The organism is Allobosea sp. 10L417 (genome assembly GCF_056395485.1).
This window is the reverse complement of record NZ_JBFTJP010000002.1, coordinates 22,968-44,922: the sequence shown is the minus strand read 5'-3', so window position 1 is coordinate 44,922 and position 21,955 is coordinate 22,968. Positions and strand designations below refer to the sequence as shown.

The following is a 21,955-nucleotide window of genomic DNA, read 5'->3' as shown; positions in this document are numbered from 1 at the left end:
CTCCTGCCAGGAGCCGGTTGCAGCCGGCCGGCTTGCCCGCGGGCGCGATCGGGATCACGCTCCGTCCCAACCAAGGAGGCCGCCATGTCGCAACTGCCCGCCGACGACCCGATTCTGGGCGACGCCCGCTCCTGCGAGGCGATCGAGAAGGTGATCGTGCCGCGTACGCATGATCTGGGCGGATTCCAGGTCCGCCGCGCCCTGCCGGCGATCGGCCAGCGCATGGTCGGACCCTTCATCTTCTTCGACCAGATGGGGCCGGCCGAGTTCCATCTCGGCGAGGGGCTCGACGTCCGCCCGCATCCGCATATCGGCCTTTCCACCGTCACCTATCTCTTCGATGGCGAGATCATGCATCGCGACTCGCTCGGCACGGCGCTGGCGATCAAGCCGGGCGCGGTCAACCTGATGACGGCCGGGCGCGGCATCGTCCATTCCGAGCGCACGGGGCTGGAGGCGCGCGCCACCGGGCCGAAGCTCTACGGCATCCAGGCCTGGCTCGCGCTTCCCAGGACGCATGAGGAGATCGCGCCGCAATTCGTGCATCACGGCGCGCCCGAACTGCCGCGCATCGTCGAAGGCGGAAAGCGCATCAGCCTGATCATGGGCTCGGCCTATGGCCAGACCTCGCCGGTGCAGTTCCCCTGGGAAGCGCTCTATGCCGAAGCCGTGCTCTCGCCCGGCTCGATCCTGCCGCTCGACCCCGATTACGACGAGCGCGCGGTCTATATCGTCTCGGGCAAGATCGACATCGCTGGCGAGGAATTCGGCGCCGGCCAGCTCCTCGTCTTCAAGCCGGGCGACCGCATCTCGATCCTCGCAGTCGACCAGAGCCGCCTGATGCTCGTCGGCGGCGAGCCCATGGACGGGCAGCGCTACATCTGGTGGAACTTCGTCTCGTCCTCGAAGGAGCGCATCGAGCAGGCCAAGCAGGAATGGAAGACCGGCCGCTTCGACACCGTCCCCGGTGACGACAAGGAGTTCATTCCGTTGCCCGAGGGCTGAAACAGTCGGCGGATTGCCGCCGCCGCTTCAGGCAATCTCGGACAGATCGCGCAGCCTCGGCACCTGTGAAAAAGCGATCACGAGGAGCTGAACCAGGAAGCCCGCCGTCGCGAGCCCCAGGCACGCGGCGATGCCGAGATGCGCCGCCACGGATGCGCCGATCGCCGCGCCCAGCGGCCTCGCGCCGAAAGTCGCCGTCATGATCAAGGCGGAGACCCGGCCGAGCATCGCATTGGGGGTAACCGCCTGCCGCAATGTCATCGTGGAGATCGTCCAGATGATCGGCCCGACGCCGAACAGGAAGAAGCTCATGCCGACCAGATGGACGGACGGTATCCAGAGCGTCGCGAGCATCACGCCCGCGGCGCAGAAGCCGGCGAGCGGCCCGAGCAAAATCAGCGTTCCGAACGAGACCTGCCGTGCGATATGGGGCGCGAGAACGGCGCCGACGATCATGCCCGCACCGTAGATGCCGAGCGTGACGCCGACCTCGGTCGCACCGAGACCGAGATTCTGGACTGCGTATGCGACATAGACCGCCTGGAAGACGAACCAGGAGACGTTGAAGAAGACCGCTGTCATCAGGATCGGCCTGAGCAGATCGTGCCCGGCCACGAAACGGGCGCCCTCCTTCAGATCATCGAGCAGATCGCGCCGCGGGCTGGACGGAGGCTCGTCCTGCGGGAGTCCGGCGAGCAGGAGCGCAGCGAGGATGGAAAGCCCTGCGGCCAGACCATAGGCCGTCGAGGCACCGAGCCAGCCGACGAGCGCCCCGCCGAGCGCCGGCCCTCCGGCATAGGCGGCGCTGCGCGCCAGCTCCAGCAAGCGATTGGCGTCCGCGAGCTGCGCGCGCGGCACCACGGACGGAACGAAGGCCGGTGCCGCCACGCTGTAGCAGACCGTGCCGACAGCGCCGAGCGCTCCGAGCGCGGCAAGCCATGCCAGGCTGAGGCCGCCCGAAGCAAGAAGCAGCAGAATCGCCAGAAGCGAAAGCGCCCGCAGCGCTTCCGTGCCGACCATGAGCCGGCGCCGCGAGGCACGATCGACCATCAGGCCTGCGGGGATGGAAAGCAGGAGAAATGGCAAGGTCTGCGCCGTCTGCAGCCAGCCGGTTTCAGCCGGCCCGGCCGAGAGCAGGAGAACCGCGGCCAAGGGTGCGGCGGCGAGCGCGATCTGCTCCGAGAACTGGGCGGAGAGATTGGACCAGCCGATGCGCCTGAATGCCGCCGGCAGGGGAGGATTATCGCTCGGGTTCATTGCCTGATGTCCTCAGAAGTCGTCATAAGGACACTGAAAAGCCTTGCCGGCGTGGGAACCACCCGTTTCGTGGGAAGACAGGGCGCCTGCCAATGCCGGGGGCCGATCTCACCCGCGGTTTGCCAGCGCGGCGCGCAGGCACTATTTCAGGACAGAACCATTCCTACGAGCCCGGACAGCCTCGTGCCACGCCCTGCGACTCCTCTGCTCGACACCATCCACGACCCCGCCGATCTGCGAGAACTCGACGATGCCGAGCTTCGGCAGGTGGCGGACGAGCTGCGGCTGGAGACGATCGACGCCGTCTCCGTCACCGGCGGACATCTCGGCGCGGGCCTCGGCGTGGTCGAACTCACGGTGGCGCTGCACCATGTCTTCGACACGCCGCGCGACAAGCTGATCTGGGATGTCGGCCATCAGGCCTATCCCCACAAGATCCTCACCGGCCGCCGCGACCGCATCCGCACGCTGCGCCAGCCGGGCGGCCTCTCCGGCTTCACCAAACGCGCCGAGAGCGCGTACGACCCCTTCGGCGCCGCCCATTCCTCGACCTCGATCTCGGCCGGTCTCGGCATGGCAGTCGGGCGCGATCTCAAGGGCGAGCGCAACAACGTCGTCGCCGTGATCGGCGACGGCGCGATGTCGGCCGGCATGGCCTATGAGGCGATGAACAATGCCGGCGCGCTCGGCTCGCGCCTGATCGTCATCCTCAACGACAACGACATGTCGATCGCCCCGCCGGTCGGCGCGATGTCGGCCTATCTGGCGCGGCTGGTCTCAGGCCGCACCTATCGTTCGCTGCGCGAGGTCGCCAAGCAGCTCGCCGAGAGATTGCCGCGCTTCTTCCACGACAAGGCGAAGCGCACCGAGGAATATGCCCGCGGTTTCTGGACCGGCGGGACGATGTTCGAGGAACTCGGCTTCTACTATGTCGGGCCGATCGACGGGCACAATCTCGACCATCTGCTGCCGGTGCTGCGCAATGTTCGCGACGCCGGGAACGGGCCTATCCTCGTCCATGTCGTGACGCAGAAGGGCAAGGGCTATGCCCCGGCCGAGGCGACCGCCGACAAATACCACGCCGTCGTCAAGTTCGATCCGGTGACGGGCCTGCAGGCCAAGGCGCCGGCCAATGCGCCGAGCTACACCGCCGTCTTCGCCAACGCGCTGATCAAGGAAGCGCGGGAGGACGACAAGGTCGTCGCCGTCACCGCCGCCATGCCGTCGGGCACCGGGCTCGACGCCTTCGGCAAGGAGTTCCCCGCCCGCACCTTCGATGTCGGCATCGCCGAGCAGCATGCGGTGACCTTCGCGGCCGGTCTTGCCACCGAGGGCTACAAGCCCTTCGTCGCGATCTACTCGACCTTCATGCAGCGCGCCTACGACCAGATCGTCCATGACGTGGCGCTGCAGAAGCTCCCCGTCCGCTTCGCGCTCGACCGGGCCGGGCTCGTCGGCGCCGACGGCGCCACCCATGCCGGCTCCTTCGACATTGCCTATCTCGCCTGCCTGCCCGACATGGTGGTGATGGCGGCGGCCGACGAAGCCGAGCTGACCCATATGGTTGCGACCGCCGCCGCCTATGACGAAGGGCCGATCGCCTTCCGCTATCCGCGCGGCGAAGGCGTCGGCGTCGAGATTCCCGATGTCGGCGTGCCCTTGGAAATCGGAAAAGGCCGCATCGTCCGGGAAGGCACCCGCGTCGCGCTGCTTTCGCTCGGCACGCGTCTCGCAGAAGCGCTCAAGGCGGCCGACCTGCTGGCGCAGCGCGGGCTTTCGACCACGGTCGCGGATGCGCGCTTCGCCAAGCCGCTCGACGAGGCGCTGATCCTCAAGCTCGCCCGCGAGCACGAGATCCTGGTCACGATCGAAGAGGGCGCGGTCGGCGGCTTCGGCAGCCATGTGCTGCACCTACTGGCGCGCAGCGGCGCGCTCGATGCCGGGTTGAAGGTCCGGACGCTGACGCTGCCGGACGTCTACCAGGACCACGACAAGCCCGACGCGATGTATGCCGCCGCCGGGCTCGACGCCGCAGGCATCGTCGCCGCCGTCGAGGGGGCGCTCGGGGCGCCCAGCGTCGTCAAGCGCGCCTGATCCGGCGCCAAAAGCCATGTCAGCGATGCCGACATCCTCAGCCCTCATCCTGAGGAGCGATCCAACGGATCGCGTCTCGAAGGATGCTCCAGGAGGTTCCGGAGATATCCGGAGCATCCTTCGAGACGCCATTTCTGACGAAATGGCTCCTCAGGATGAGGGCTGGAGGCAAAGGCTTGCCGATGCGGGCGAAGCACGATGAAAAGCCGCGCGGACCAACTGCTTGTCGAGCGCGGCTTCTTCGAGAGCCGGGCGCGGGCTCAGGCCGCCATTGCCGCCGGGCTCGTCAGCGTCGCCGGCCGGCCGGTACGCAAGGCCTCGGAAATGGTGGCTGATGACGCCGAACTGACCGCCGAAGCGCCTCACCCTTACGTATCGCGTGGCGGCCTCAAGCTGGAAGGCGCCCTCGACTCCTTCGGTTTCGACCCGCAGGGGTTGACCTGCCTCGATGTCGGCTCCTCGACCGGCGGCTTCACCGACCTGCTGCTGAAGCGCGGCGCCCGCCATGTCGTCGCCGTCGATGTCGGGCGCGATCAGCTCCATGCCTCGCTGCGCGCCGATCCGCGCGTCACCAGCTTCGAAGGTCAGGACATCCGCACATTGGCCCCGGAGGCCCTGCCGGAACCGCCATCCTTCGCAGCCATCGACGTCAGCTTCATCTCGCTCAAGCTCGTACTGCCCGCGGTGGCGGCGCTGCTCGCGCCGGCTGCCGGCATAGCCGCGCTGATCAAGCCCCAGTTCGAGGCCGGCCGGGCCGCCCTCAAGAAGGGCATCGTCCGGGACGAGGCGATCCAGCGTCAGGTCTGCGACGAGATCGTCGCGGAATTGCAGGCGCTCGGCTTCACGGTCGATGGGCCGATCCCCTCCCCGATCGAGGGTGGCGACGGCAACCGGGAATTTCTCGTCGGGGCGCGGCGGCAAGCCTGATCAGCGCGCGATCAGCGCATCGATCTGCGCCTGCAAGACCGCATCCTCGAAAACGGCGATGTCGATCGCGCCATTGGCGTTGATAAACTGCGTGGCGCGGGCGATCTGCCGGCGCAGGGCATCGCTCGCGACCTCGACGATCACCGGCAGTTCCTTCGGCTGCGGCGTCTCGACAAGCAGCGCGGTCACAGTCCGCACCAGCCGGGTCATTGATCGGCAGACATCCTCGAAGGCGACCGCGCGGGCGGGCTCGATCCTGTCATAGGCCGCCAGCGCCGAAGCCGCACAACGCAGCGGCGAATTTCGGAAATGCTCGCGATAGCCGACGCTCTGCCAGGCCTGAAGATCGGCGACGAGACTCTCGTCCATGCCGGCCATCTCGATCAGCATCAGGGCCTCGCTGTAGCGGTTCAGAAAATCGGTCGAGAGACGGGGAGCGTCGACGCTTCCAGCCAGTCCCGCCGGCGCCACAGCCAGCACATTCGTCGCGATGGCACTCATCATCCGCCCCGGAATCGGCGCGACTATGTTTGGCCAACCGGAAAGAAAGTGTTGATCTGACCGCCTCGTCTCGACCTAAACAGCCGCCATGTGCGGACGCTATGCGATTACCCTCCCCCCTGTAGCGATGCGCGAGGCCTTCGGCTATCGCGAGCAGCCGAATTTCCCGCCGCGCTACAACATCGCGCCGACACAGCCGGTGCCGGCCGTCCTCCTGCACGATGGAACGCCGCGCTTCCTGCTGATGCGCTGGGGCTTCATTCCCAGCTGGGTGCGGGACGCGAAGGACTTTCCGCTGGTCATCAACGTGCGCAGCGAGAGCGCGGCCGAAAAGCCGTCCTTTCGCAACGCGCTGACACGCCGGCGCTGCCTGCTGCCAGCCGATGCCTTCTATGAATGGCGGCGCAGCGGCACCGGCCGGCAGGCGCAGAGCGAGCCATTCCTGTTTCGCCGGCCGGATCGCGGCCTCTTCGCCTTCGCCGCGCTGTGGGAGACCTGGCATTCGCCGGATGGTTCGGAGATCGACACGGTCGCGATGATGACGGGGCCGGCGAACGGGCTGATGGCCGCGATCCACCACCGCTGCCCGATCATTCTCGATCGGCGCGACTACAATGCGTGGCTCGATCCGCAGGCCACGGCCGAGCAGACCGGGCGTCTGCTCAAGCCGCCACCGGACGAGATGCTGGAGGCCGTCGCCATCGGCAACACCGTCAACAAGGTCGCCAATGACGGGCCGGAAGTGCAGCTGCCTCTGGGCGATCCGCCCCATCGGGAGACTCCCGAAGAGCCCAAGCGCCATGCGCGCAAGGCGACCCGGCCTCCCACGGATGACGGGCAAGGCAGCCTGTTCTAGCGCCGGAATCATGCTCTGATCGCCGCAGAAGACGACGAGGAGACGAGAGATGCACGGCCGCCGCCCCACCATGACCTCTCGCCACGGCATGGTCGCCGCGGCCCATCCACTGGCGGCGCAGGCCGGAGCGCGCATTCTGGCGCAGGGTGGCAATGCCTTCGACGCCGCAGCCGCCACCGCCGCCGCGCTCAATGTCGTCGAGCCGTTCATGTCCGGCCTCGCCGGGATGGGCTTCGCCACGCTATGGGTCGCGGCCGAACAGCGCGTGCGGGTGCTCGATTTCGTGCCGCCGATTCCCGCGAGCTTTCCGGCCGAGCGCTTCAGCAAGCGCACCGACCTCGAGCGCGGCCCGCTCGCCGTCGCTTCGCCGGGCAACCTCGCCGGCTGGTGCGAGCTGGTGAAGACCTACGGTCGCAAAGCCCTGCCGGAGGTTTTCGCGCCCGCCATCGCGCTGGCGCGGGATGGTTTCGCGCTGGCCGAGTTCGGCGCGGCGGAGTTCGAAGAGAACGATCCATTGCTGAAGAATCGCCCCGCGCTCTACCCGGCCTGGTCCCAGAACTATCAGCCCAATGGCGCCCTGCATCTCGGCTCGCTGCTCGTGCAGTCCGACCTCGCGCAGACGCTGAGCGATATCGCCGCCAAGGGGCCGGATCACCTCTATCGCGGCGCCCTCGGCGAGAAGGTCGTCGCCCATCTGCAGGCGCTCGGCGGCTCGATGACGATGGCCGATCTCGCGGCGGTGAAGACGGTGTGGCGCGAACCGCTGGCGGCGAGCTTCCGCGGGCTGACGGTGCATGTGCCGCCGCCGCCTTGCGAGGGCTTCCAGTACCTGCTGACGCTGCGCCTGCTCGACGGGCTCGACCTCGCGGACCTGCCAAAGGACGGGGCTGATCATCTCGACCTCGTCTACCGCGCGATCCGCCTCGCGGCCGGCGAGCGCATCGCCCACAACAACCCCGGTCCTGACAAGCTCGCCGAACTCTTGTCCGACGGCGCGGTGGAGCGCCTGCGCAAGCGCCTCACCGACGGCAAGCCGGTTACGGGACCGACCGAACAGTGGACGCCGCAGGCGAGCGAGGACCCGGCGCATACGACCTCGTTCTCGATCGCCGACAGCGACGGCAACCTGATCTGCATCACGCAGAGCCTCGGCAGCCCCTTCGGCAGCGGCGTCGTCGTGACCGGCACGGGGCTGTGCCTCAACAACTTCCTGTACTGGGCGGACGTCCAGCACGACAGCCCGAACCGCTCCAAGCCCGGCGACGAACTGGCGATGTGCATGTCACCCTCGCTCTCGACGCGGGACGGCAAGCCGGTGCTCGCTCTGGGCACGCCCGGCAGCTACGGCATCATGCAGACCCAGGCGCAGGCCATGGTCCAGCATCTCGTCTTCGGTCTGCCACTGCAGGAGGCGATCGAGGCGCCGCGCGCCCGGCTCTGGGACGGCAGCCTCGTCGAAATCGAGAACCGGATCGGGCCGGAGACCATCGCCGAACTCGTCCGGCGGGGCCATGAGGCGCGCGCCTTCGATGTCGGCTGGACGATGCGCTGCGGTGGCATGCAGGCGGTGGCGGTCGATCCGGTGACCGGCGTGTTCACCGGCGCGGCCGATCCGCGCCGCGACGGCTACGTCGCGACGCCGTAGCTCAGGCGACGATCTCGCCGCGGAAGGCCCAGCGGGTCATCCGCCGCTCGACCAGGGCGCAGAGCGCGTAGAGCGCCATGCCCATGATGGCGATGGAGAACAGGCCGGCGAAGGTCGTCGGCGCGTCGTTGCGCGCGCCGGCCGACAGCATCAGGAAGCCGATGCCGCGATTGCCGCCGACCGTCTCCGACAGCACCGAGCCGACGAAGGCGAGCGTCACCGAGACCTTCAGGCTGGCGAAGAGATAGGGCATCGCGCGGGGAACGCCGACCTTGGTCAGGATTTCCCACTGGCTCGCGCCGAGCGAGCGCATCACGTCGCGCATCTCCGGCTCGATGGTCGCGAGCCCCGTGGCGACGTTCACGACGATCGGGAAGAAGGAGATGACGAAGGCCGTGATCACAGCCGGCAACGCGCCGACGCCGACCCAGATCATCAGGATCGGTACGATCGCGACCTTCGGGATCGCGTTGAAGGCGATCAGCAGCGGATAGAGCCCGGCATAGACGAAGGGCGATGCGCCGATGGCAAGACCGAGCAGCAGGCCGAAGCCGATCGCCATCGCGAAGCCGATCAGCGTGGTCCAGAGCGTCTCCAGGCAGAAGCGCAGCAGGATGTCCCAGCGCAGCACCATGGTCTCGAAGATGCGGCTGGGGCGCGGCGCCAAGATTTCCGGCACGTCGAAGACGATGCAGGCCAGTTCCCAGGCCAGCAGCAAGCCGGCCATAGCCAGCCAGGGCATGGCGATGAGCAGCAGGCGCTTCTGAGGTTCGCTCATCACGCATGCTCCAGATGGATGCGTTCGCGCAGCTCGTGGACGATGTCGACGAACTCGACCGAGAAGGTCGTCTCCAGGGTGCGCGGGCGCGGCAGCTCGACCTTGCGGATCTTGACGATCTTGCCGGGGCGCCGGCTCATCACATAGACGGTGTCGGCGAGATAGACGGCTTCGCGCAGGTCGTGCGTGACGAGCACGGCCGTGAAGCGGCGCTCCATCCAGAGCTTCTGCATCACACCCCAAAGCTCTTCACGCGTGAACGCGTCGAGCGCGCCGAAAGGCTCGTCGAGCATCAGGATATCCGGCTCGTGGACAAGGGCGCGGCACAGGCTGGAGCGTTGCTGCATGCCGCCCGAGAGTTGCCAGGGGAATTTGTCCCCGAAGCCGGCGAGCCCGACCGAGGCAAGCAACGCCTCGACACGCGCGATGTACTCGGCCTTGTTGGATCGAAAACGGCGCTTGTGCGGCTCGACCACCTCCAGTGGCAGCAGGATGTTGTCGCGCGTGGTCCGCCACGGCATCAGGGTCGGCGCCTGAAAGGCCATGCCGACGCCGCGGATCGGCCCCTTCACGACCTGTCCGTGCACGCGGACTTCGCCGCTGGTCGGAGGCAGCAGGCCGGTGACGAGTTTCATCAAGGTCGACTTGCCGCAGCCGGACGGACCGACCACGGCGATGAACTCGCCCTTGTCGATGGAGAGCGTCGCGTCATCCAGCGCCAGCATGCGGTTTGAACCACTGCCATAGGCGAGACCGACTTGCCGCAGTTCGACGAGGGGAGAAGCGGAAGTTTCGGGTATCAAATGCGTCATTCTCGGGCTTGCCCCGAGAATCTCGGGAAGGAAAGGCTCCAAGGAGATGGTCGGGTCAAGCCCGACCATGACGGCTGTATGCGCTACGGCGCGACCATCCGCTCCGCCTTCGGCGGCAGGAACTTGCCCGTGAAGACCTTGTCCGGCTCGGGTGCAGAGGGAAGGCCGAAGGCTTCGGCCACGTCCTTGACCGAGCGGGCGAAGCGGGCGGGATCGACATCGCCCATGCCGTTTTCCTTCACGAAGGGCGTCAGCACGTTCATTTTCAGCGACATGTCGAGGCGCTCGGCCTCCAGCTTCTCGTCGATCAGCGGGTCGCGCTTCTTGGCGGCAGCGATGCCCAGGGCCGGATTGGCGGCGACCTCCTTCCAGGCCTTGGCGGTGGCGCGCAGGAAGCCGGTGACGACCTCCGGCTTCGCGGCGAGCGCCGGCGAGACGATGATACCGTTGCCGTAAACGTCCATCTTGTAGTCGGAGTAGTTGAACGAGACGACGTCCTCCGCCTTCACGCCGCGCGCCTTCAGATCGAGGATCGACGAGAAGTAATGGCCGGAGATGAAGTCGACCGTGCCCTGCACCAGCGACTGCTCGCGCAGCTGCGGCGTCAGGTTGACGTGCTGGACGCTGGCAGCGTCGATGCCGACCTTCTTGGCGAAGGCCGGAAACAGGCGGAAGGAGGCGTCGAAGACCGGCGCGCCCAGCTTCTTGCCGGCGAGGTCTGCGGGCTTGGCGATGCCGCTCTTCTTCAGCGCGTGGACGCCGAAGGGCGGGAAGTCATAGGCCATGAAGACGCAGAGGATTTCCTTGCCCGCGTTCTTGGCGTTGTACTCGATCAGCGAGTTCACATCGGCGAAGCCGATGTCGTAGGCGCCGGTCGCGACGCGCTGGACGGCGCCGGCCGAGCCCTGGCCGGGGTCCATCGTCACATCCAGCCCTTCGGCCTTGTAGTAACCCTTGTCGAGCGCGACGAGGAAGGGCGAGGTCGGCCCCTGGAAGACCCAGTCGAGCGTGAACTTGAGTGGTGTCTGGGCGGTGGCGGGCATCGCCCCGGCCAGCGCGACCGCTCCCACCAAAGCCGCCCCGACAAGACCGCGCCGCGTCGGCCCGAAGCCCGTCATCCGCGCGCAATTCGACAGCATCCGCGTCACGCCGATCATACCAGCCAACCCCTCACGTTCTCGTTATGAGGCCGAAGGCTAGTGACGAGGCAAAAAGCGGTCAATCGAGCGCGGGGACCATCCTGCCAAATTTTTGAGCAGCGAGCACCGACGGCGATGCTTCACGACGCAGCTTGCCGATGGGGCAAGCAGGCCAGTAGCCACCGCGCGTTGGCGTCATTCTCGGGCTGGGCGGAGCGCAGACCCGAGAAGCTCGATCAGGAGATGCTCGGGTCACGCCCGAGCATGACGGGCGTGCTCAGCCCTGCGCCAGCATCGCGCCGGGGTTGAGTATCCCCTTCGGGTCGAGCGTCTGCTTGATGCTGCGCATCAGGTCGAGCTCGACCGCATCCTTCACGCCCGGCAGCAGGTCGCGCTTCAGGCGGCCGATGCCGTGTTCGGCCGAGATCGAGCCGTGCAGCTCCGTGACGATGGCGTGGACCGCCTCGTTCATCTCGTTCCAGCAGGCGAGATACGTCGCCTTGTCGGCGCCGACCGGCTGGCTGACGTTGAAATGGATATTGCCGTCGCCGAGATGGCCGAAAGGCACGGGCCGGCAGCCCGGCACCATCGCCTCGACTACCGGAATTGCCCGCTTCAGGAATTCGGGCGTGGCATGGACCGGCACCGAGACGTCGTGCTTGATCGAGCCACCCTCATAGGTCTGCACTTCCGACATCATCTCGCGCAGCTTCCAGAAATCGGCGCGCTGGGTCAGCGATCCCGCCAACGCCGCATCCGTGACGATGCCCTTCTCAAGGGCATCGCCGAGGAAGGCCTCGACAGCCTCGTCGAGCCCGGCCGCGGACTGAGCGGAGACTTCCATCAGGACGTACCAGGGCGACGGCTCCGAGAGCGGGTCGCGCGCGCCCGAAGCGTGGCGCAGGACGAATTCGAGGCCGATGCGGGGCATCAATTCGAAAGTGGTGAGCGTGCCGCCGGCACCGGCCTTGGCGGCATTCAGCAGCGCGAGCGCCGCTTCAGGGTCCGGCACGGCGAGGAAGGCCGTGGCGCGTGCCGCCGGCAGCGGGAAGAGCTTGAGCACGGCAGCCGTGATGATGCCAAGCGTGCCTTCGGCGCCGATGAAGAGGTCCTTCAGGTCGTAGCCGGTGTTGTCCTTGCGGAGCTGGCGCAGCCCGTTCCAGATGCGCCCGTCGGGCAGCACGACCTCAAGCCCGAGGCAGAGCTCGCGGGCATTGCCATAGGCGAGCACGGCCGTGCCGCCGGCATTGGTCGAGAGGTTGCCGCCGATGGTGCAGGAACCTTCCGAGGCAAGCGAGAGCGGGAAGAGACGGCCGGCCGCCTCGGCCGTGTCCTGCGCGCGCTTCAGCGTGACGCCGGCTTCGACGATCATGGTGTCGCCGTCGGTGTCGACGACGCGGACCTTGTCGAGCCGCTGCAGCGAGAGGATGATCTCCCTGCCCTCCGCAATCGGGATCTGGCCGCCGACGAGGCCGGTATTGCCGCCCTGCGGCACCAGCGTCGTGCCGGTCTCGGCGGCGAGCTTCACCAGCTCCGCCACCTCGGCGGTCGAGCCGGGGCGGACGATGCCTTGCGCCTTGCCGCGGAAGAGATCGCGCCACTCCTTGAGGTAAGGCACCATCGCGTCGGGATCAGTGACGACGTTCTTCGCGCCGACGATGCCGGCCATGCGATCGAGAATTGTGCTCATCCTGAAGCCCTGCCTCGTAAGCCTTTTCGAACCTCAGCCCTCATCCTGAGGAGCAAGCGGAGCTTGCGTCTCGAAGGATGCTCCAGATGGTTTCGGAGCCTCCTGGACCATCCTTCGAGACGCCGCTTCGCGGCTCCTCAGGATGAGGGCTGAGAGATGTTCGAACCGGGATTATCCCTTCCTGCCTCGCCGGAACACGCCGACGAGCTCGACATGGGCGGAATAGCGGAACTGGTCGACCGGCGTCACGGCCTCCAACGCATAACCGCCCGCAACCAGCGTCGCAGCATCGCGGGCGAAACTGCCGGCATCGCAGGAAACGTAGATCACGTCCCTGACCTTGGAGGCGGCCAGCCGCTTGACCTGCGCTTCCGCGCCGGCGCGCGGCGGGTCGAGCACCACGACGTCGAAGCCGTTGAGTTCATGCTCCAGCAGGGGGCGTCGGAACAGGTCGCGCGTCTCGGTGGCGATGGGCTTCAGCCCCTGCGTCGCACCGGCGCCCCTGGCAAGGGCGAGCATCGCCGCGTTCTCGCTCTCCACCGCCAGCACCTGCATGCGCTCGGCCAGCCGGAAGCTGAACGGGCCGCAACCGGCGAAGAGATCGGCGACGCGCTTGCCCTTCGGCAGGGCATCCATCACGAGACCGGCCAGAACCTCCTCGCCCGCTGCCGTCGCTTGGAGGAAACCGCCTGCAGCCGGGGCGACCAGGGCCTTGCCCATGTGCTGCAAGGGTGGCCGGCGCTCGACGACGATTTCGCCATGATTCGAGAGCCGGGCGAGGTCGAGCCGTTCGGCCAGCTGCGTCAGGGCGAGCCTGAGCTTGTCGCCGAGCGGGCCGTGACCGCGCATATCGACGTCGAGTCCGGCTTCCGAAGCGGTGATCTGGATGTCGAGCGGCTTGTTCGCGCCGCCCATGCGGTTCGCCAACATCAGGGCGACGGCAGGCGCTCGATCCAGGCCCGGCACCAGCACCGGGCAAGCCTCGATCGCGATGAGTTCATGGCTGCGCGCAGCCATGAAGCCGACGACCATCGCCTCGCCCTGGCGGCGGGCATGGAAGGTCACACGCCGGCGCCCGGCGCCATGGGCATCGACGAGGCCGGCGACCGGCGCCTCGATGCCGGCGCGGCTCAATGTCGTGACGACCTGCTGGCGCTTCCATTCCCGGTAGAGGCCGGGCTCCATATGCTGCGCCGCGCAGCCGCCGCAGCGGGTGAAGAGCGGGCAGATCGCAGCGATGCGGGATGTGGAGGGCGCTATGATCTCCACGAGTTGCCCGCGCTCGCCGTCGACCACGGCGCGCACGGTTTCGCCCGCCAGAGCATAGGGCACGAACACGGTGCCAGCGGGCGTTCGCACAATACCGTCGCCGCGCTGACCGAGGTGATCGACGACCAGAATTTCATTCATGGCGAGCCTTGGAGAAGAGTTTTCTCCCGGCTGCGGTTTGGCGATTGGCATTGTTGCGAACTCGGGGCGTGCGGCCCGCTTGCTTGGTGACCTTGGCGAGCGTTTCGCCTATCAGGTCAGAGACGAATTGGGAAATCCGGCCATGACCATCCGCGACGGCGTCATCGAAGCGATCGGCAACACCCCGCTCATCAAGCTGCAGCAGGCATCGCGGGAAACCGGCTGCACCATCCTCGGCAAGGCCGAATTCATGAATCCCGGGCAGTCGGTGAAGGACCGCGCCGCGCTCGCCATCATCCGCGACGCAGAGGCGAAGGGGCAGCTCAAGCCCGGCGGCGTGATCGTCGAAGGCACGGCGGGTAATACCGGCATCGGCATCGCGCTGGTCGGCAATGCGCTGGGCTATCGCTCCGTCATCGTCATCCCGGAGACGCAGAGCCAGGAAAAGAAGGACATGCTGCGGCTGGCGGGCGCCACGCTGGTCGAGGTGCCGGCCGCGCCTTATTCCAACCCCAACAACTATGTGAAGGTCTCCGGCCGCCTCGCCGAGGAGCTGGCGAAGAGCGAGCCGAACGGCGCGATCTGGGCCAACCAGTTCGACAACACCGCCAACCGGCAAGGCCATTTCGAGACGACCGGCCCGGAAATCTGGGAGCAGACGGCAGGCAAGGTCGACGGCTTCATCTGCGCGGTCGGCTCGGGCGGCACGCTTGCCGGCGTCGGCATGGCGCTGAAGGCACGCAATCCGAAGGTGACGATCGGCCTCGCCGACCCGATGGGCGCGGCGCTCTATTCCTACTACACATCAGGCGTGCTGAAGGCGGAGGGATCCTCGATCACCGAGGGCATCGGCCAGGGCCGCATCACCGCCAATCTGGAGGACGCGCCGGTCGACGCCGCCTTCCAGATTCCCGATGCCGAAGCGGTGCAGATCGTCTTCGACCTGCTCGAGCAGGAAGGGCTGTGCCTCGGCGGCTCTTCGGGCATCAATGTCGCCGGCGCGATCCGGCTGGCGAAGCAGATGGGTCCCGGCCACACGATCGTGACGGTGCTGTGCGACTACGGCACGCGCTACCAGTCCAAGCTGTTCAACCCCGAATTCCTGCGCTCGAAGAATCTGCCCGTTCCCGGCTGGCTGGAGCGCGACAGCGCGGCGCTGAAGCAGGTCGCCGCCAGGGTGATGGCGTAGAGGTCGACCCGTCGCCGCCACAGCGCTCCTTTTGCCGGAAAAGTGATTTCCAAGGACCAGGAACAGTTCTAGCCTGCCCGCAGGGTGATCTCGCGATCGACGAGGTGATCGCATGACAGTCTCGAACGTCCGGTTTGCCGCCTCCGCGGCTCCAAAACCGCTTCCTCGCGATCCAGGGGCCGAGGGGCAACTTCACGAAGCCGGCGTCGTCGCATCAAGCGTCTATGCTCATGGCGTTCGCATCGCCGACATTCCGGTGGAGGAAGCCGGCGAATGGGCAAACAAGGACGGCCATGTCGTCTGGATCGGGCTCTTCGAACCGGAACCCGCCGTGCTCAAATGCGTGCAGCAGCAGTTCAACCTGCATCCGCTCGCGGTCGAGGATGCCACCAATGCCCATCAGCGCCCGAAGCTCGAGCAATATGGCGACGCCCTGTTCGTGGTGGCGCGCACCGCGCAACTGATCGACGGGCGCATCGCTTTCGGCGAGACGCATATCTTCATCGGCCGCGGCTATATCGTCAGCGTGCGTCATGGCGCCTCGACCTCATATACGTCGGTCCGGCAGCATTGGGAGACCTGCCCGACCTCGCTGGCCAAGGGCGAGGACTTCATCCTCTATGCGATCCTCGACTTCATCGTCGACAATTACATGCCGGTGCTAGAGGCGATCCATGACGAGGTCGAGGAGATCGAGGACAGGGTTCTCGCCAAGCCGATGACGCGCTCCGACATCGAGCGGCTCTACATGCTCCGGCGCGACCTGCTGCGGCTGCGCAATGCCATCGCGCCGCTGGTCGATGTCTGCCAGCGCCTGACCAATGGCAACGTGCCCCAGGTGCGGCCGGCGCTCGCCGCGATGTTCCGAGACGTGACCGACCATGTCCGTACCGTGCAGGAGAAGATCGACAGCCTGCGCGAGGTGCTGGCCTTCGCCTTCGAGGCGAGCCTGCTGGTCGGACAGAGCCAGGAGAACTCCATCACCAAGCGGCTCGCCTCCTGGGCAGCCATCCTGGCGGTTCCGACCGCGGTCGCCGGCATCTACGGCATGAACTTCAAGAACATGCCGGAGCTGGAATTCCAGTACGGCTACTACGTGGTGCTGCTGCTGATCGCCTGCGCCTGCGTGACGCTGTATTGGCGGTTCAAGCGGAACGGCTGGCTCTAGCGCAGCGGCCAGACCAGCAGGATCATCGGCACGGCGAGCAGAATGACGATGAGCGAGAGCGGCGCGCCGAGCCGGGCATAATCGCCGAAGCGATAGCCGCCCGGCCCCATTACCAGCGTGTTGCACTGATGGCCGATCGGCGTGAGGAAGTCGCAGGCCGCGCCGATCGCGACCGCCATCAGGAAGGCGTCGGGATTGTAGCCGAGATTTTTGGCGAAGCCGGCGCCGATCGGCGCCATCACGAGCACTGTCGCTGCGTTGTTCAGGAAGGGGGTCACGGCCATCGCCGCAATGAGGATCAGCGCAACGGAGGCCCAGCCCGGCATGCCACTTCCGGCCGCAGCAAGCCAGGACGCGAAGAGATCGGTCGTGCCCGTCGTCCGCAAGGAGTCGCTGACCGGGATCAGCGCCGCCAGCATCAGCAGGATCGGCGCGTCGATGTTCTGATAGGCCTCGCGCAGCGGCACGCAGCGGAAGGCGATCAGCGATACGGCCGCGGCAAAAAAGACAAGCGGCACCGGAGCGAGCCCGGCCGCGAGCGCGATGATCGCAGCCAGCACGATCGTCACGGTCAGCAGCACACGACGCGTCGAGCCGAGCGGCAGAAGCCGGTCAGCCAGCGGCAGCAGCCCCGTCTCCGAGAGTTTTTCCGGCAGCAGCTTCTCGTCGCCCTGGATGACGACGATATCGCCGGCGCGCAGGCGGATATCGCGCAGTCGCTGGCTGAAGCGCTCGCCGGAGCGGCTGATCGCGATCATGTTGACGCCGAAGCGGCTGTGCAGCGCCAGATCGCCGGCGGATTGTCCGATCAGAACAGAGTCCGGCCCGATGATCGCCTCGGCTATGCGGTCGGGATCGAGCGCATCCTCCTTCTGTGTGGGACGGTTCTTTCCGATCAGGTCCAGCCCGCCCTCGGCGACGACGCGCTCGAGCACGGCCGCATCGCCGCGCAACAGCAGAATGTCCCCTGTTCGCAGGCCCGCATCCGGCAGCGGCGCCTGCACGCGGCGCTCTTTGCGCAGGATCGAGACGATCTCGGCCCCGCCGTCGCCGATCGCCTTGAGGTCCGCCACTGTCTTGCCGGCGAGCGGCGACTTCTCCGCGACCTTCGCTTCGGTGAGGTAATCCTTGATGTCGATAGCCTGATCGAGCGTGACGGCGCCACGACGGTCGCGCGGCAGAAGCCGGTAGCCGACGCTCAGGAAGGCGCAGCCCGCCAGCGCCACAACGATGCCGACCGGCGCGAAATCGAACATCCGGAAGGGCTCGCCGCCAAGCTCCTGCCTGACGCGTGCGACGATGACGTTGGGCGAAGTGCCGACCAGCGTGACGATACCGCCCAGCAATGAGGCAAAGGCCATCGGCATCAGGAAGACCGAGGGCGATCTCCCGCCCTTGCGCGCGAGCTGGTAGGCGATCGGCAGCATCATCGCGAGCGCGCCGATGTTCTTGATGATCGCCGACATGATGGCGACCGCGAAAACGAGCAGGGGCACCTCCAGCTGGGTCGAGGAGAGGCGCGGACCCAGCTTCGAGAACAGGCGCTCGATGATGCGGGAGCGCGCAACCGCCGCGCTCAGCACCAGCGCGCTGCCGACGATGATCACGATGTCATCGGAGAAGCCCTTGAAGGCCTCTGCGGCCGGCACCAGCCCCAGGACCACGGCGAACAACAGCGCCAGCATCGCAACGATGTCGTAGCGCAGCCGCCCCCAGAGGAAGGCGGCCATCATGCCGGCGACGAGGAGAACGGAGAGAAGCTGAGGCTGGGTCATCCGGTCGTCTGGGTAGCCGCCGCAAGCCTGGCGTCAGAGCCATTTCTTCCAGCGAAAGAGCATATAGGGCAGAACAGCGAACAGGATCATCAGCCCGATCGCCATCGGATAGCCCCACTGCCAATCCAACTCCGGCATGGTCTTGAAGTTCATGCCGTAGATCGAGGCGATCAGCGTCGGCGGCATGAGCGCGACCGAAACGACCGAAAACAGCTTGATGATCTTGTTCTGCTCGATCGAGACGAGCCCGAGCGTAGCGTCCATCATGAACTGCAGCTTGTTGGAGAGGAAGGCGGCGTGCTCCTCGATGGCCTGCACGTCGCGCACAGCCGAGCGCCACTCCGCCGAAAATCCGGTCTGCGCCTTCTTCGGCCGGGTATAGTTGGCCGAGAGGAAGAGCAGCACGCGCTCGACCGAAACCATGCTCTCGCGCACATTCGAGATGATGTGCTCGTACTGGCCGATCTTCTGGATGACGATCTGATAGACGCCGCCCCGCTCCACATCCTGTCCCCGCCCGGCGAAGATCCGGCGCGAGGCGATGTCGATCTTGTCGCCGACGCCGCGCAGCACCTCCGCCGCACGATCGACGATCGCCTCGATCAGCCCGTCGAGGACCGCTTCCGGTTGCTCGCCGCAACCGCCCGGCTTGGTCGCGCGGTTGAGGAAGATGTTGAAGGCGCCCGGCTCGTCATAACGCACCGTCACCAGCGCCTTGTCGGTCAGGATGAAGGTGACGTCCGCCAATTTGGGAACGACCGTATCGGACTGGCAGATGATGCGCGCCGTCATGAAGCGCGCGCCATCCTCGGTGTAGATGATCTCGGAAGGCTCGAGATCATGCATCTCCTCGCGCGTCGGGATCGAGATGCCGAGATGCTGCTCGACGCGCTTGTCTTCCTCGGGCGTCGGGTTGAGCAGATCGATCCAGATGGCGTCCGCCGGAAAGGCCTCGCCCGGCCCGAGCGCCGCATGCCGAAGCTTGTCGCGCGAATCGGGGCAGACGCCATGGATAATCAGCATGGGCGCGAATCTCGCTGCACGGTCAGGACAGGTGCCGGCAGGAACTCCGATCCGGGACGCATGTCAAACCGATGACGGCTCAGACGCCACCCTTTACCCCCTGCGGCGGCTTGCTGTCGGCCGGGACGAAGAAATCCGGCATCAGCGGCACGGACGGATCGACCCGATAGGGCGTGAAGTCCGTGACGCCCTCGCCCGCCATGAAGCTGTCGTCGATCAGGAAGTTGCCCGAGAATTCGCGGGACGACTTCGAGAAGATCATATGGGCGGCATCGGCCAGGATTTCGGGCGTGCGGCTCGCCTGCACCATCTTGTCGCCGCCGAGCAGGTTCTGGACGGCGGCGGTCGCGATGGTCGTGCGCGGCCAAAGCGCGTTGACCGCGATGCCTTTCGGCGCCAACTCCCCGGCGAGGCCGAGCACGCACAGGCTCATGCCGTATTTGGCGATGGAATAGGCCAGATGCGGCGCGAACCACTGCGTCTTCATGTCGAGCGGCGGCGAGAGCATCAGGATATGCGGATTCGCGGCCTTCTCCAGATACGGAATCGCATATTTCGAGACCATGAAGGTGCCGCGCGTGTTGATCTGATGCATCAGATCGAAGCGCTTCATGTCGATCATCTGGGTGTTGGCGAGTTGGATCGCGCTGGCGTTGTTCACGACGATGTCGATGCCGCCGAAGGTCTCGGCCGTCTTGGCGATCGCCTCGGCAACGCCCTGCTCGTCGCGGACATCGACCATCAGCGGCAGGCATTTGCCGCCGGCCGCCTCGATCTCGGCCGCGGCCGTATAGATCGTGCCCGGCAGCTTCGGGTGCGGCTCGGCCGTCTTGGCCGCGATGGTCACATTGGCGCCGTCCTTCGCAGCCTTGATCGCGATGGCAAGGCCGATACCGCGCGAGCCGCCGGTGATGAAAAGCGTCTTACCCTTGAGCGACATCGCCGCCTCCCTGTTCGTTCGTGATGACGAAGCGGCCGGGCTGCGAGCCGTCCCGGTCGGTGAAGCCATAGGCGCGCGCCAGATCGGCGACTTGCAGCACCTGTCCGGCGAAGCGAGCAAGTTGCGGGTCGGCGGCGAGCGCGGCGACGGCGCGGCCGGCATAGAGCGGCGTTTCCGTGGTTTCCGCTGCGAGGCCGGCGTCGCGGACGCGCTCGGTCAGGACATAGCCCGGCGAAAGCCCGAGCGCGGTGACGCCGAAGGACTTCAACTCTTCGGCCATCGCAAAGGTCAGCCGATTCATCGCGGCCTTGGCGAGATCGTAGAAGACATCGCCGAGATAGCTGCCTGCCGTGTCGAAACTCACCGTGACGATGAGGCCGGAGCGCATCTGCACCATGGCCGGCGCGACGGCACGTGCGAGAAGGAGCTGGGCATAGACGCCGCTCTCGAAGCTCTCCCCCAGCCTCGCGACCGGGCGGCGCCAGAAGGGAGTGCCGAAGCCCGAGCCGTCCGGGTAGCGCTCGCCGTCATAGCCTTCATTGCCGCCCCAGACCGCATCGACGACGCAGTCGAGCCGGCCGAAGCGGCGCAGGGCCCAGGCGGCGAGCCCGTCGACATCGCGTTCACTGGTGTGGTCGCAGCGATAGGGGTAGCCCTTGCCGCCGGCCGCCTCGACCTCGCGGGCCGTATCCTCGAAGGTTTCCGGGCGCTGATCGGTATGCGGCCCGGCCTCGCTGGAGCGCCCGGTGACGATCACCGTGGCGCCGGCCTCGCCCAAGGCCCTGGCGATGCCGCGCCCGACCCCGCGCGAGGCTCCCGCCACAAGGCAGATGCGGCCGGTGAGTGTCGGCGCGACAGCTTCGCTCATCAGCGCTTCGCCTCTTTCTCGGCTAGCCAGGGCACGTCCGCTGCTCTATAGCCCCGCTCCCCTCGCAACGGAGCAGAACGATGGACAGTGGAGATGTCGCGGCCTGCTGGGAGGCGAATGCCGAGATCTGGACCCAGCATGCGCGGGCCGGCTACGACCTCTATCGCGACGCGCTGAACACGCCGGTCTTCCTGGCGAACCTGCCTGATATCGCCGGGCTGAACGGCCTCGACATCGGCTGCGGCGAAGGCTCGAACACGCGCAAGCTCGCCGAGGTCGGCGGGCGCCTGACGGCAGTCGACATCGCGCCGACCTTCATCCGCCACGCGCAGGAGGCGGAGGCTGAGAAGCCGCTCGGGATCAACTATCTGGAGGGCGACGGCACCGCCCTGCCCTTCCCGGATGCGAGCTTCGACTTCGCCACCGCCTTCATGTCGCTGATGGATATGCCGCGGCAGGACCTCGCCCTTGCGGAAGCCGCGCGCGTGCTGAAGCCCGGCGGCTTCCTGCAGTTCTCGATCCTGCATCCCTGCTTCGCGCCGCCCTATCGCAAGGTGCTGCGCGACGAGGCCGGCAATGTCCGGGCGATCGAAGTCGGCCGCTATTTCGACGGCATCGACGGCGAGGTCGAGACCTGGCGCTTCGGCGCTGCGCCCCCCGAGGTCAAGGCCAGCGTCGGGCCGTTCCGCGTGCCGCGGTTTCACCGCACGCTGAGTGAATGGGTCGCCATGATCGTCGCGGCCGGGCTGACGATCGAGCACATGGCCGAGCCGCGCATCGATGCAGAGCGGGCGCAACGGGAGCCCTATCTGGCCGATACACTGATCGCCCCGCTGTTCCTGCATATCCGCGCCCGCAAGGGCGCGGCCGCCTGAACG

19 protein-coding genes are annotated in these 21,955 nt (G+C 66.9%); 8 read left to right on the top strand and 11 right to left on the bottom strand.

All coding sequences use genetic code 11. From position 1 onward, the window contains the following. The first annotated feature begins 84 nt into the window (after nt 1–84). On the top strand, nt 85–1,005 hold the full coding sequence (locus AC1DE3_RS06430; RefSeq protein WP_441511026.1) for a pirin family protein: 921 nt from the start codon (nt 85–87) through the stop codon (nt 1,003–1,005). 27 nt (nt 1,006–1,032) lie between these two features. Here AC1DE3_RS06430 and AC1DE3_RS06425 read toward each other — a convergent pair whose 3' ends face one another. Beyond that, complete coding sequence (locus tag AC1DE3_RS06425) at nt 1,033–2,262, bottom strand: MFS transporter (protein ID WP_441511025.1); 1,230 nt, start codon at nt 2,260–2,262, stop codon at nt 1,033–1,035. A gap of 183 nt (nt 2,263–2,445) precedes the next feature. On the opposite strand from AC1DE3_RS06425, the gene dxs reads away from it, so the two are divergent. Both dxs and AC1DE3_RS06415 read left to right on the top strand, forming a co-directional pair. Next, entirely contained in the window at nt 2,446–4,356 is a 1,911-nt protein-coding gene (dxs, locus tag AC1DE3_RS06420; protein ID WP_441511024.1) for a 1-deoxy-D-xylulose-5-phosphate synthase, read from the top strand. A gap of 198 nt (nt 4,357–4,554) precedes the next feature. Then, nucleotides 4,555–5,283 (top strand): TlyA family RNA methyltransferase, encoded by a 729-nt coding sequence (locus tag AC1DE3_RS06415; RefSeq protein WP_441511023.1) that lies wholly within the window; start codon nt 4,555–4,557, stop codon nt 5,281–5,283. Here AC1DE3_RS06415 and AC1DE3_RS06410 read toward each other — a convergent pair whose 3' ends face one another. After that, the gene (locus AC1DE3_RS06410; protein ID WP_476852271.1) at nt 5,284–5,784 is read right to left on the bottom strand and encodes a hypothetical protein; all 501 of its coding nucleotides are present in this window, start codon (nt 5,782–5,784) and stop codon (nt 5,284–5,286) included. It abuts the gene before it with no gap. Between the two features lie 88 nt (nt 5,785–5,872). Here AC1DE3_RS06410 and AC1DE3_RS06405 point away from each other — a divergent pair, with 88 nt between their 5' ends. Together AC1DE3_RS06405 and AC1DE3_RS06400 are read left to right on the top strand one after the other, a co-directional pair. Continuing rightward, on the top strand, nt 5,873–6,640 hold the full coding sequence (locus tag AC1DE3_RS06405; protein WP_441511021.1) for an SOS response-associated peptidase: 768 nt from the start codon (nt 5,873–5,875) through the stop codon (nt 6,638–6,640). 49 nt (nt 6,641–6,689) lie between these two features. Continuing rightward, nucleotides 6,690–8,285: a gamma-glutamyltransferase family protein gene (locus tag AC1DE3_RS06400; protein ID WP_476852270.1), complete on the top strand. Its 1,596-nt coding sequence runs from the start codon at nt 6,690–6,692 to the stop codon at nt 8,283–8,285. A 1-nt stretch (nt 8,286) separates the two neighbouring features. Here AC1DE3_RS06400 and AC1DE3_RS06395 read toward each other — a convergent pair whose 3' ends face one another. The 5 genes from AC1DE3_RS06395 to AC1DE3_RS06375 form a co-directional block, all read right to left on the bottom strand. Then, on the bottom strand, nt 8,287–9,063 hold the full coding sequence (locus AC1DE3_RS06395; RefSeq protein WP_441511019.1) for an ABC transporter permease: 777 nt from the start codon (nt 9,061–9,063) through the stop codon (nt 8,287–8,289). Continuing rightward, entirely contained in the window at nt 9,063–9,875 is an 813-nt protein-coding gene (locus AC1DE3_RS06390) for an ABC transporter ATP-binding protein (protein ID WP_476852269.1), read from the bottom strand. The genes AC1DE3_RS06395 and AC1DE3_RS06390 overlap by 1 nt, the downstream gene beginning before the upstream one ends. Nucleotides 9,876–9,958: 83 nt before the next feature. Then, the gene (locus AC1DE3_RS06385; protein ID WP_441511192.1) at nt 9,959–11,032 is read right to left on the bottom strand and encodes an ABC transporter substrate-binding protein; all 1,074 of its coding nucleotides are present in this window, start codon (nt 11,030–11,032) and stop codon (nt 9,959–9,961) included. Nucleotides 11,033–11,291: 259 nt separating this feature from the next. Then, nucleotides 11,292–12,704, bottom strand: a complete 1,413-nt coding sequence (locus AC1DE3_RS06380; protein WP_441511018.1) for an FAD-binding oxidoreductase — start codon at nt 12,702–12,704, stop codon at nt 11,292–11,294. 171 nt (nt 12,705–12,875) lie between these two features. Beyond that, nucleotides 12,876–14,114, bottom strand: coding sequence for a class I SAM-dependent RNA methyltransferase (locus AC1DE3_RS06375; RefSeq protein ID WP_441511017.1), 1,239 nt, complete (start codon nt 14,112–14,114; stop codon nt 12,876–12,878). A 142-nt stretch (nt 14,115–14,256) separates the two neighbouring features. Between AC1DE3_RS06375 and AC1DE3_RS06370 the strand changes: the two genes are divergently transcribed. Together AC1DE3_RS06370 and corA are read left to right on the top strand one after the other, a co-directional pair. Next, a complete protein-coding gene (locus tag AC1DE3_RS06370) occupies nt 14,257–15,303 on the top strand; it encodes a cysteine synthase A (RefSeq protein WP_441511016.1) in 1,047 nt (348 codons plus the stop codon). 112 nt (nt 15,304–15,415) lie between these two features. Continuing rightward, the gene (corA, locus tag AC1DE3_RS06365; RefSeq protein WP_441511015.1) at nt 15,416–16,471 is read left to right on the top strand and encodes a magnesium/cobalt transporter CorA; all 1,056 of its coding nucleotides are present in this window, start codon (nt 15,416–15,418) and stop codon (nt 16,469–16,471) included. On the opposite strand, the gene AC1DE3_RS06360 is transcribed toward corA, so the two are convergent. From AC1DE3_RS06360 to AC1DE3_RS06345, 4 genes are all read right to left on the bottom strand, one after another. Further along, nucleotides 16,468–18,246: an SLC13 family permease gene (locus AC1DE3_RS06360; RefSeq protein ID WP_441511014.1), complete on the bottom strand. Its 1,779-nt coding sequence runs from the start codon at nt 18,244–18,246 to the stop codon at nt 16,468–16,470. The genes corA and AC1DE3_RS06360 overlap by 4 nt on opposite strands. 33 nt (nt 18,247–18,279) lie before the next feature. After that, entirely contained in the window at nt 18,280–19,269 is a 990-nt protein-coding gene (locus tag AC1DE3_RS06355; RefSeq protein ID WP_441511013.1) for a magnesium transporter CorA family protein, read from the bottom strand. 79 nt (nt 19,270–19,348) lie between these two features. Continuing rightward, a complete protein-coding gene (locus tag AC1DE3_RS06350; protein ID WP_441511012.1) occupies nt 19,349–20,209 on the bottom strand; it encodes an SDR family oxidoreductase in 861 nt (286 codons plus the stop codon). After that, nucleotides 20,193–21,077 (bottom strand): SDR family NAD(P)-dependent oxidoreductase, encoded by an 885-nt coding sequence (locus tag AC1DE3_RS06345; protein WP_441511011.1) that lies wholly within the window; start codon nt 21,075–21,077, stop codon nt 20,193–20,195. Before AC1DE3_RS06345 ends, AC1DE3_RS06350 begins: the two co-directional genes overlap by 17 nt. 80 nt (nt 21,078–21,157) lie before the next feature. Between AC1DE3_RS06345 and AC1DE3_RS06340 the strand changes: the two genes are divergently transcribed. Then, entirely contained in the window at nt 21,158–21,952 is a 795-nt protein-coding gene (locus AC1DE3_RS06340; protein WP_476779815.1) for a class I SAM-dependent methyltransferase, read from the top strand. The last annotated feature ends 3 nt before the right edge of the window (nt 21,953–21,955 follow it).

What these genes read in the sequence shown, in the direction of transcription:
- AC1DE3_RS06430 (WP_441511026.1), top strand. Translation starts at nt 85, where the DNA reads ATGTCGCAACTGCCCGCCGACGACCCGATTCTGGGCGACGCCCGCTCC.
- AC1DE3_RS06360 (WP_441511014.1), bottom strand. Translation starts at nt 18,246, where the DNA reads ATGACCCAGCCTCAGCTTCTCTCCGTTCTCCTCGTCGCCGGCATGATG.
- AC1DE3_RS06385 (WP_441511192.1), bottom strand. Translation starts at nt 11,032, where the DNA reads ATGATCGGCGTGACGCGGATGCTGTCGAATTGCGCGCGGATGACGGGC.
- AC1DE3_RS06340 (WP_476779815.1), top strand. Translation starts at nt 21,158, where the DNA reads ATGGACAGTGGAGATGTCGCGGCCTGCTGGGAGGCGAATGCCGAGATC.
- AC1DE3_RS06375 (WP_441511017.1), bottom strand. Translation starts at nt 14,114, where the DNA reads ATGAATGAAATTCTGGTCGTCGATCACCTCGGTCAGCGCGGCGACGGT.
- AC1DE3_RS06355 (WP_441511013.1), bottom strand. Translation starts at nt 19,269, where the DNA reads ATGCTGATTATCCATGGCGTCTGCCCCGATTCGCGCGACAAGCTTCGG.
- AC1DE3_RS06370 (WP_441511016.1), top strand. Translation starts at nt 14,257, where the DNA reads ATGACCATCCGCGACGGCGTCATCGAAGCGATCGGCAACACCCCGCTC.
- AC1DE3_RS06390 (WP_476852269.1), bottom strand. Translation starts at nt 9,875, where the DNA reads ATGACGCATTTGATACCCGAAACTTCCGCTTCTCCCCTCGTCGAACTG.
- AC1DE3_RS06425 (WP_441511025.1), bottom strand. Translation starts at nt 2,262, where the DNA reads ATGAACCCGAGCGATAATCCTCCCCTGCCGGCGGCATTCAGGCGCATC.
- AC1DE3_RS06410 (WP_476852271.1), bottom strand. Translation starts at nt 5,784, where the DNA reads ATGAGTGCCATCGCGACGAATGTGCTGGCTGTGGCGCCGGCGGGACTG.
- AC1DE3_RS06395 (WP_441511019.1), bottom strand. Translation starts at nt 9,063, where the DNA reads ATGAGCGAACCTCAGAAGCGCCTGCTGCTCATCGCCATGCCCTGGCTG.
- corA (WP_441511015.1), top strand. Translation starts at nt 15,416, where the DNA reads ATGACAGTCTCGAACGTCCGGTTTGCCGCCTCCGCGGCTCCAAAACCG.
- AC1DE3_RS06400 (WP_476852270.1), top strand. Translation starts at nt 6,690, where the DNA reads ATGCACGGCCGCCGCCCCACCATGACCTCTCGCCACGGCATGGTCGCC.
- AC1DE3_RS06380 (WP_441511018.1), bottom strand. Translation starts at nt 12,704, where the DNA reads ATGAGCACAATTCTCGATCGCATGGCCGGCATCGTCGGCGCGAAGAAC.
- AC1DE3_RS06405 (WP_441511021.1), top strand. Translation starts at nt 5,873, where the DNA reads ATGTGCGGACGCTATGCGATTACCCTCCCCCCTGTAGCGATGCGCGAG.
- AC1DE3_RS06350 (WP_441511012.1), bottom strand. Translation starts at nt 20,209, where the DNA reads ATGTCGCTCAAGGGTAAGACGCTTTTCATCACCGGCGGCTCGCGCGGT.
- AC1DE3_RS06415 (WP_441511023.1), top strand. Translation starts at nt 4,555, where the DNA reads ATGAAAAGCCGCGCGGACCAACTGCTTGTCGAGCGCGGCTTCTTCGAG.
- AC1DE3_RS06345 (WP_441511011.1), bottom strand. Translation starts at nt 21,077, where the DNA reads ATGAGCGAAGCTGTCGCGCCGACACTCACCGGCCGCATCTGCCTTGTG.